This window comes from Flavobacterium fluvii, assembly GCF_900129545.1.
Taxonomy (GTDB): Bacteria; Bacteroidota; Bacteroidia; order Flavobacteriales; family Flavobacteriaceae; genus Flavobacterium; species Flavobacterium fluvii.
Genome location: NZ_FQWB01000016.1, coordinates 1 through 9,305 on the forward strand (window position 1 = coordinate 1; position 9,305 = coordinate 9,305).

The window sequence follows — 9,305 nt, forward strand, 5'->3', positions numbered from 1 at the left end:
CGTGACGGATATGGCCACGGGAAAATTACTTCCGGACAGCAAAATCAGCTTGTTTGACAGTAAATACAACTTGATCAACACCGGCGTTACCGATGTAAAAGGGAATTACACCTTTGCCGTGGAATGCGGAAAAACCTATAACGTGAGGGCGGCAAAACCGGAATATTTGACCAAGGAACTCAAAGTTGTCATAGCAAAGGAAAACAACGGCAGAACCAATTTGGACATTGCATTGGAAAAAGAAAAATGCCAAGTGGCCGTGGGTGACGATTTAGGAAAATGTTTTGGAATCAAAATGATATATTTCGATTTGGACAAATACAACATTCGCCGCGAGGCTGCACTGGACTTGGAAAAAATATTGGACGTATTGAAAGAAAATCCAACGATGAAACTCGATATTCGATCCCATACCGACAGTCGTGCATCGCATAAATACAATGAAGCCTTGTCTGACAACAGGGCCAAGTCAACCATCAGCTGGTTGGTGCAAAATGGCGTTGACCAAAGCAGGCTTACCGGTAAGGGATATGGGGAAACGCAATTGGTAAACAAATGCGCCGACGATGTCAAATGTACCGAGGAAGAACATCAACTCAACAGACGCAGCGAATTTATTATTACTGCGCTATAATTTGAATTAGATTACTTAGATTAAAACAACTATTTTTTTTGAACCTCGAAAGCTTTCCGCTTTCGAGGTTTTTTTTTGTTCCAAACCTAAATTTTGCTTTATTTTAAATAATACCATTTAGAAATACAAAATAGCTTTTAGTTAATCCCCAACCCTATCCAAAGCATTGGAAACTTAGAATTAGATTTAACATTTTATGGTCAAGCTTTATTTTTAAACTTCAGTCATTAACTTATTCATTTGACTTTACAAACATATAAACCTTGATTAAATGTCTCTATATTTTTCATAATCTAGAATAAAAATATTTTTCAATCTAAAAAACTATTATTCAACAACTTAAAACTAAATTCAGATTATTAATACAAAAGTTAAATGTTTAAAATTTATGAATAGTTCTCCAAAAAAACACCGAAAAAACAACATTTCAACGACTATTTAGGTTGTTGACAGAAAAAAAACACTAAAACATTTAATTATATATAAATTTGATTGTAATTATTAACAATCTATTGTTAAGTAATTTGGATACGAAAAAGGATGTTTTCTTTAAAAAGTTGAAAAAACTTTTCATCCTTAAAACAAAGTGTGAAACATCACTTAGAGCTATACTTATAAATAAAGTAAATCAAATTAACAGTAATCAAAAGTGTTGTTAAACATAAACGATTAAAAATTTATTCAAGTTAATTTATTTTGTGAGTCAAGAAATCCCCCAACTTCTTGAATAAACAGTTAGACAACTTTTAGTGTCTGGTTTAAGTCAGTTTACCATTAATATTTTTTAACAAAAAAAGTTGAAGATTATGAAAAATGGAATCCCGTTATACAAAATTAAATAGCCCCAATTTTTTGTGTCAAAAACTATATGTCCAAAAAATTTATAATTCCCAAGTAATAGAACAGTTACTAAAATATATAAAAACATTTTTTCAAATAATGCCTTAAAATCAGATTATATGAAAACGAAAATTACCCACTTTTTACTGGCTTTCTTTATGTTCGTTGGTAATATATTTTCCCAAGTTAGTCCTCCATTTGATGCAAACCATCCTGATTTAAGAAATTGTGGAGTTGCACCAAATTATTACCTTGATGTATTCAATTGTAATTCAAATAATTTTACTCTTAAAGATGTTTTTTTAAGTCTAACAGATGTAAATGGAGTTCCCATGAACACTACTACGTGTACCCCTGGATCACCATCACAACAGTTGTACGTGATGCTGAATTACACCTCAAATGCTTCAAATACACCCAACAATTGTAGACTATTTGCCGACTTGGATATTACAACCTATCCTGTAAATGGAGCTCCAACGACTCAAAAAATTGGAATAAATACCTACTTGGGAGATATCCCTGGTGGAACTTATCAAAGAAAAATTTATGGTCCATTTGCTTGGACATGCGGTCAAGAACTGGAGTTAAAAAAAATATTGGTAGTTTGGAGAACAGGTGGAAACTCGACTGAATTACCATCATATAATTGCAGTACTTACAGTTCATCACAATGCGAATTACCTGGTAGTGTTGTAGTAAAAGCACCTCTTGCTGTCCAGTTTTCATACAAAACTTGCAGGGTTGGAAATAATGTAACCGTATCCTACAAATCAACAACAAACGGCGGTACACCACCCTATGCTTATGCTTGGGACTTAGATAATGACGGTCAATTTGACGACTCCACAATTAAAGACCCTCAATATACATATCCTTACAATCCATTGGGTTATACCGCTAAATTAAAAGTAACCGACAGTAATATCCCAACTCCTCTATTCAACACATTTGAAGTAACAGTGGGTAATGTGACCGAATTAGAGCTACATGGAGCTACAACAACACCTGTAGGTTGTGGAGGCGGATCAGATGGTTCAATTACATTAAACGACCCGACAGGAGGAACACCCGGATATACCTATTCATGGAGTAATGGAGCAACATCTAAAAATCTTGTTGGGATTGCTGCGGGAACTTATACCGTAACAGTAAAGGATGCCAATGACTGTACCAAACAACTTTCGTTTCAAATTAGCGGTGGAGATTCCATAAATCCAGTTGTAAATGCTCCTGCAGATTATGCTATTGAGGGGTGTGGTGTTACTGCTTTAGTTGATCTTGCCTATTCAACTACACAAACCACAATTACTGTTGCCAAATTTCTTGAAATTGGTGGAACATATACTGAATCAAACATAAAAACGATAACTTATCAAGACAGTCAAAGTGGAACTTGCCCAATTCTGGTTACCAGAACTTTTAGAATAACTGATGATTGCGATCATGTTGGAAGTGATACACAAATTATAACTATAAAAGATACAACTGCACCAACAATAAATGCAACTAATGGATCAAGTACTGTCGAATGTTTGGTATTGGCAATACCTCCAACAATTCCGACAGCCACTGATGTTTGTTCAGGAGTAATAAATGGAACATTATTATCTACAGTTGATACTCCAAACCCTGTAACCTGTGAAGGCACCAGAATCTACACTTATAGATATACCGATAATTGTGGCAACAAAAGTGATTGGACATACACCTACACCATAGAAAGAGAACCGTTCGGCGAAATCGCGCCGGCAGGTTCAACCGTGGCCTGTATCGCTTCGGCAGTGACTGCTTCAATTGTACTACCAACGGTAACGGATAATTGCGGCAACACCCTTTCTCCTGCAAGTCCCGTGACCAGCGGAACTTTTGATGGATGCGAAGGAACCAGGATTTATACCTACACCTATACCGATTGTGAAGGAAACTCCCGAAATTTTGTTTACACCTACACCATCGAAAGAGAACCGTTCGGCGTAATCGCGCCGGCAGGTTCAACCGTGGCCTGTATTGCTTCGGCAGTGACTGCTTCCATTGCACTGCCAACGGTGACGGATAATTGTGGAAACACCCTTTCTCCTGCAAGTCCTGTGACCAGCGGAACTTTTGATGGATGCGAAGGAACCAGGATTTATACCTACACCTATACCGATTGTGAAGGAAACACACAAGATTTTGTTTACACCTACACCATCGAAAGAGAACCGTTCGGCGAAATCGCGCCGGCAGGTTCAACCGTGGCCTGTATTGCTTCGGCAGTGACTGCTTCCATTGTACTACCAACGGTGACGGATAATTGCGGCAACACCCTTTCTCCTGCAAGTCCCGTGACCAGCGGAACTTTTGATGGATGCGAAGGAACCAGGATTTATACCTACACCTATACCGATTGTGAAGGAAACTCCCAAAATTTTGTTTACACCTACACCATAGAAAGAGAACCGTTCAGCGCAATCGCGCCAGCTGGTTCAACCGTGGCCTGTATCGCTTCGGCAGTGACTGCTTCCATTGCACTGCCAACGGTAACGGATAATTGCGGCAACACCCTTTCTCCTGTAAGTCCCGTGACCAGCGGAACTTTTGATGGATGCGAAGGAACCAGGATTTATACCTACACCTATACCGATTGTGAAGGAAACTCCCGAAATTTTGTTTACACCTACACCATCGAAAGACAAGCGTTCAGCGCTATCGCACCGGCAGGTTCAACCGTGGCGTGTATCGCTTCGGCCGTGACTACTTCAATTACGCTACCAACGGTGACGGATAATTGCGGCAACACCCTTTCTCCTGCAAGTCCTGTGACCAGCGGAACTTTTAATGGATGTGAAGGAACCAGGATTTATACTTACACCTATGCAGATTGTGAAGGAAACTCCCAAAATTTTGTTTACACTTACACCATCGAAAGACAAGCGTTCAGCGCTATCGCACCGGCAGGTTCAACCGTGGCGTGTATCGCTTCGGCCGTGACTACTTCAATTACGCTACCAACGGTGACGGATAATTGCGGCAACACCCTTTCTCCTGCAAGTCCTGTGACCAGCGGAACTTTTAATGGATGTGAAGGAACCAGGATTTATACCTACACCTATACCGATTGTGAAGGAAACTCCCGAAATTTTGTTTACACCTACACCATAGAAAGAGAACCGTTCGGCGAAATCGCGCCGGCAGGTTCAACCGTGGCCTGTATCGCTTCGGCAGTGACTGCTTCCATTGCACTGCCAACGGTAACGGATAATTGTGGAAATACCCTTTCTCCTGCAAGTCCCGTAACCAGCGGAACTTTTAATGGATGTGAAGGAACCAGGATTTATACCTACACCTATACCGATTGTGAAGGAAACTCCCGAAATTTTGTTTACACTTACACCATCGACCATACAACTGCTGCAGTGGTTCCTGCCAATGGGACCAGCACCGTACAATGCTTGTCCAATGCAACCACTCCAACTCCACCAACCGTTGTCGATGTTTGCGGCAACAACGTTCCGGCCGTCTTGGCTTCAACTGTTGACTCACCAAGTCCATTGACTTGCGAAGGAACAAGAACCTATAATTATACTTATACCGATTGTTCCGGTTTAGTATCCAACTGGAAATACACCTACACTATAGATGACACCCTCGCACCAACTGCAACTGTTCCAGCGAACATAACCAATCTACAATGCAAAACAGAAATCCCGATTGGTAAAGCATCAGACTTGACCAATGTTGCGGATAATTGTTCAGGAAACATTTCCATAACTGTCTCCGATACCAACAATGGTGCTTCAGGTTGCAATGGAAGTCCCTACATTGTTACCAGAACATACACTTTGACTGATTGTGCAGGAAACACAAAAAACTTGGTGCAAACCATCACTGTTGAAGACAAAACTGCACCTGTTTTGATGGGAGTACCGGCAAATGTTACTGCTGAATGTAATGCCATACCAAATGTGGCACCGGTAACAAACATAACCGCCACCGATAATTGCGATACAAACCCTATCGTAACTTATCTTGGTGAAGTGCGTACCAATGGTGATTGTCCAAGTAATTATGTTTTGACAAGAACATGGAAAGCGGAAGACAACTGTGGTAATTCATCAACAAAATCGCAAACCATTACTATTCAAGACAAAACAAAACCAACATTTATTGGTCCTCAAAACATCACCTTGATAAAAGATGCTGCTTGTAATTATAATTCGACTCCTGCTGTTACGGGTTCACCAACACAAGTTAACGACAATTGCGATTCAAATCCAATAGTAACCTATACAGATGCATCATGCTTTGACTATAGCGTCATTACTCAAATGAATCACGGACAAGGGTACTATTATCCAGTTGAAATTTCCGGATTCAACAACCTGACTGCAAATCAATTGCACAAAGTTTCCATGGAATTTACAACAAACCAAGGAAAAGGAAATGCCGAATTCATTCTAATCGCACCCAGTGGTGATGGAATTGTGTTGGTGGGATCCTATTGTGATGGTGGATTTTGTGAAGTGGTTGGTTCAACAACATATAGTCCTACTTTTTATCCAGATGCCTCAGGTTACACAAAATGGGTAAATTCCAATAACATTGCTGCTGGTGCCGGAAATTTTGAGCCAAACGGCACTACTTCCGATAACAGCATTACAGGTTTTAACGGTAACTTCAAAACTCGTTTCGAAGACCTCACAGGCCCCATGAACGGTACTTGGACACTTTACGGTAGAAAAGACACTTCGGCTGCAGGAACATTGGAATTTACCGGAGTTTGCATTAGCCCTACAAGATGTGAGGAAAATGATTTAATTGTAAGAACTTGGACAGCAACGGATGCTTGTGGAAATAAAAGTACACCTTATAAACAAATAATCACGGCTGTTGACAACACGGCTCCTTTATGGCAAACCGCTGTTGGAGCACTTGATGTAACCGTGGAATGCAATGATTCAGCTGGATTGATTGCTGCACAAGCGTTAATTCCGGTTGCCACCGACAATTGCGATTCTAACGTAACCGATATCGTAAAAACCCCAGGTGTCTTTGTACTATCTCCAAATTGTGCCAATGCTGGAACTTATACCAATACCTGGACTGTTACCGATAATTGTGACAATACTTCCATAATATTTACACAAACCATAACCATCAATGATTCAACTAAACCGACATTCACCGCACCTGCCAACGTAGAAATATTTACTTCTGCAAGTTGTACTTATGACGCTTCCGTGGCAATGACCGGGGACGTGACCAACGAAGCCGACAATTGTTCGATCGGATTGAACGCCAGCTTCTCCGATTCGATGACCGCCGGAATCTGCGAAGGTTCCACCATCATCACCAGAACCTGGAGCTTGGTGGACAAATGCGGCAACAAGGCCGAGGACCAAATCCAGACCATAACCGTTTCGGACAACATCAAACCGACATTCACCGCGCCTGCCAACGTAGAAATATTTACTTCTGCAAGTTGTACTTATGACGCTTCCGTGGCAATGACCGGGGACGTGACCAACGAAGCCGACAATTGTTCGACCGGATTGCAAGCAACTTTCTCCGATTCGATGACCGCCGGAATCTGCGAAGGTTCCACCATCATCACCAGAACCTGGAGCTTGGTGGACAAATGCGGCAACAAGGCCGAGGACCAAATCCAGACTATTACGGTATCTGATAACGTGAAACCGACATTCACCGCGCCTGCCAACGTAGAAATCTTCACTTCTGCAAGTTGTACTTATGACGCCGGCGTGGCCATAACCGGGGACGTGACCAACGAAGCCGACAATTGCTCGACCGGATTGAACGCCAGCTTCTCCGACTCGATGGCGGCCGGAATCTGCGAAGGTTCCACCATCATCACCAGGACCTGGAGCTTGGTGGACAAATGCGGCAACAAGGCCGAGGACCAAATCCAGACTATTACGGTATCTGATAACGTGAAACCGACATTCACCGCACCTGCCAACATAGAAATATTTACTTCTGCAAGTTGTACTTATGACGCTTCCGTGGCCATGACCGGGGACGTGACCAACGAGGCCGACAATTGTTCGACCGGATTGCAAGCAACCTTCAGTGATTCGATGGCGGCCGGAACTTGCGAAGGTTCCACCATCATCACCAGGACCTGGAGCTTGGTGGACAAATGCGGCAACAAGGCCGAGGACCAAATCCAGACTATTACGGTATCTGATAACGTGAAACCGACATTTACCGCGCCTGCCAACGTAGAAATCTTCACTTCTGCAAGTTGTACTTATGACGCTTCCGTGGCAATGGCCGGCGACGTGACCAACGAGGCCGACAATTGTTCGACCGGATTGAACGCCAGCTTCTCCGACTCGATGGCGGCCGGAACCTGCGAAGGTTCCACCATCATCACCAGGACTTGGAGCTTGGTGGACAAATGCGGCAACAAGGCCGAGGACCAAATCCAGACCATAACCGTTTCGGACAACATCAAACCGACATTTACCGCGCCTGCCAACGTAGAAATATTTACTTCTGCAAGTTGTACTTATGACGCTTCCGTGGCAATGGCCGGCGACGTGACCAACGAAGCCGACAATTGTTCGACCGGATTACAGGCAACTTTCTCCGATTCGATGACCGCCGGAATCTGCGAAGGTTCCACCATCATCACCAGAACCTGGAGCTTGGTGGACAAATGCGGCAACAAGGCCGAGGACCAAATCCAGACTATTACGGTATCTGATAACGTGAAACCGACATTCACCGCGCCTGCCAACGTAGAAATCTTCACTTCTGCAAGTTGTACTTATGACGCTTCCGTGGCAATGACCGGGGACGTGACCAACGAAGCCGACAATTGTTCGACCGGATTGAACGCCAGCTTCTCCGACTCGATGGCGGCCGGAACCTGCGAAGGTTCCACCATCATCACCAGGATCTGGAGCTTGGTGGACAAATGCGGCAACAAGGCCGAGAACCAAATCCAGACCATAACCGTTTCGGACAAAATGGCACCAGTAATTAATACACCGGCCTCTAATATCACCGTGGAATGTGATGGTAGTGGCAACAAAACAGCTATTGCCAATTGGTTGGCCAATAACGGTGGAGCAACCGCAACAGATACTTGTTCAAGTGTAACCTGGTCCAATAACTTCAATGCACTTTCCAACGACTGTTCTGCTGCTGTAACTGTAGAATTTACCGCAAAAGACAGCTGTGGCAATTCGGCCATGACTTCGGCAACTTTCAGCATACAAGACATTACCCCTCCTGTTGCTCCAGAAAATCCGGCAACCGTGAATGTTTCTTGTGCCTCTGAAGTTCCAATGCCGACATCTCTTACAGCAATGGATAATTGTAAAGGAGAAATTACCGTGCAAGGCGTGGATACCATTGTTCAAGGCAATTGTGCAAATTCATACACTATTACAAGAACCTGGACATTCATTGATGATTGTGGAAAAACTTCATCAACCATTCAAACAATCAATGTTGATGACAAAACAGCTCCCATAATTGCAGCTTTGCCGGAAACCAAAACCATATCTTGTCCTGCAGCACCTGAGTTCGCCCAAGCTGTGGCAACAGATGCTTGCGGTTCTGCTTTCACTTTGACTTCTGCCGACGTGACTACAAATGGTGCTTGTGCCGGTTCTTATTCAGTGACCAGGACCTGGACTGCAACCGATGCTTGTGGAAATACTTCAACAGCGTCGCAAACCATAAACGTGATTGATACTACGGCTCCCGTGATTGCTGTTCCCCCTACTCGACTTTCAATCAATTGTCCTGAAACTCCTGTATTTGGAGAAGCAACAGCCTCGGATGGATGTGGAAGTATATTCTCATTGACTCATGA

General features: G+C 42.9%; 2 protein-coding genes. Both read left to right on the forward strand.

The genetic code is table 11. The features are described 5' to 3' along the window. Window positions 1-634: OmpA family protein (locus BUC16_RS17300; protein WP_141226199.1), on the forward strand; the 634-nt coding region annotated here is incomplete at its 5' end. A 959-nt stretch (window positions 635-1,593) separates the two neighbouring features. After that, window positions 1,594-9,305: SprB repeat-containing protein (locus BUC16_RS17305; protein WP_073372075.1), on the forward strand; the 7,712-nt coding region annotated here is incomplete at its 3' end.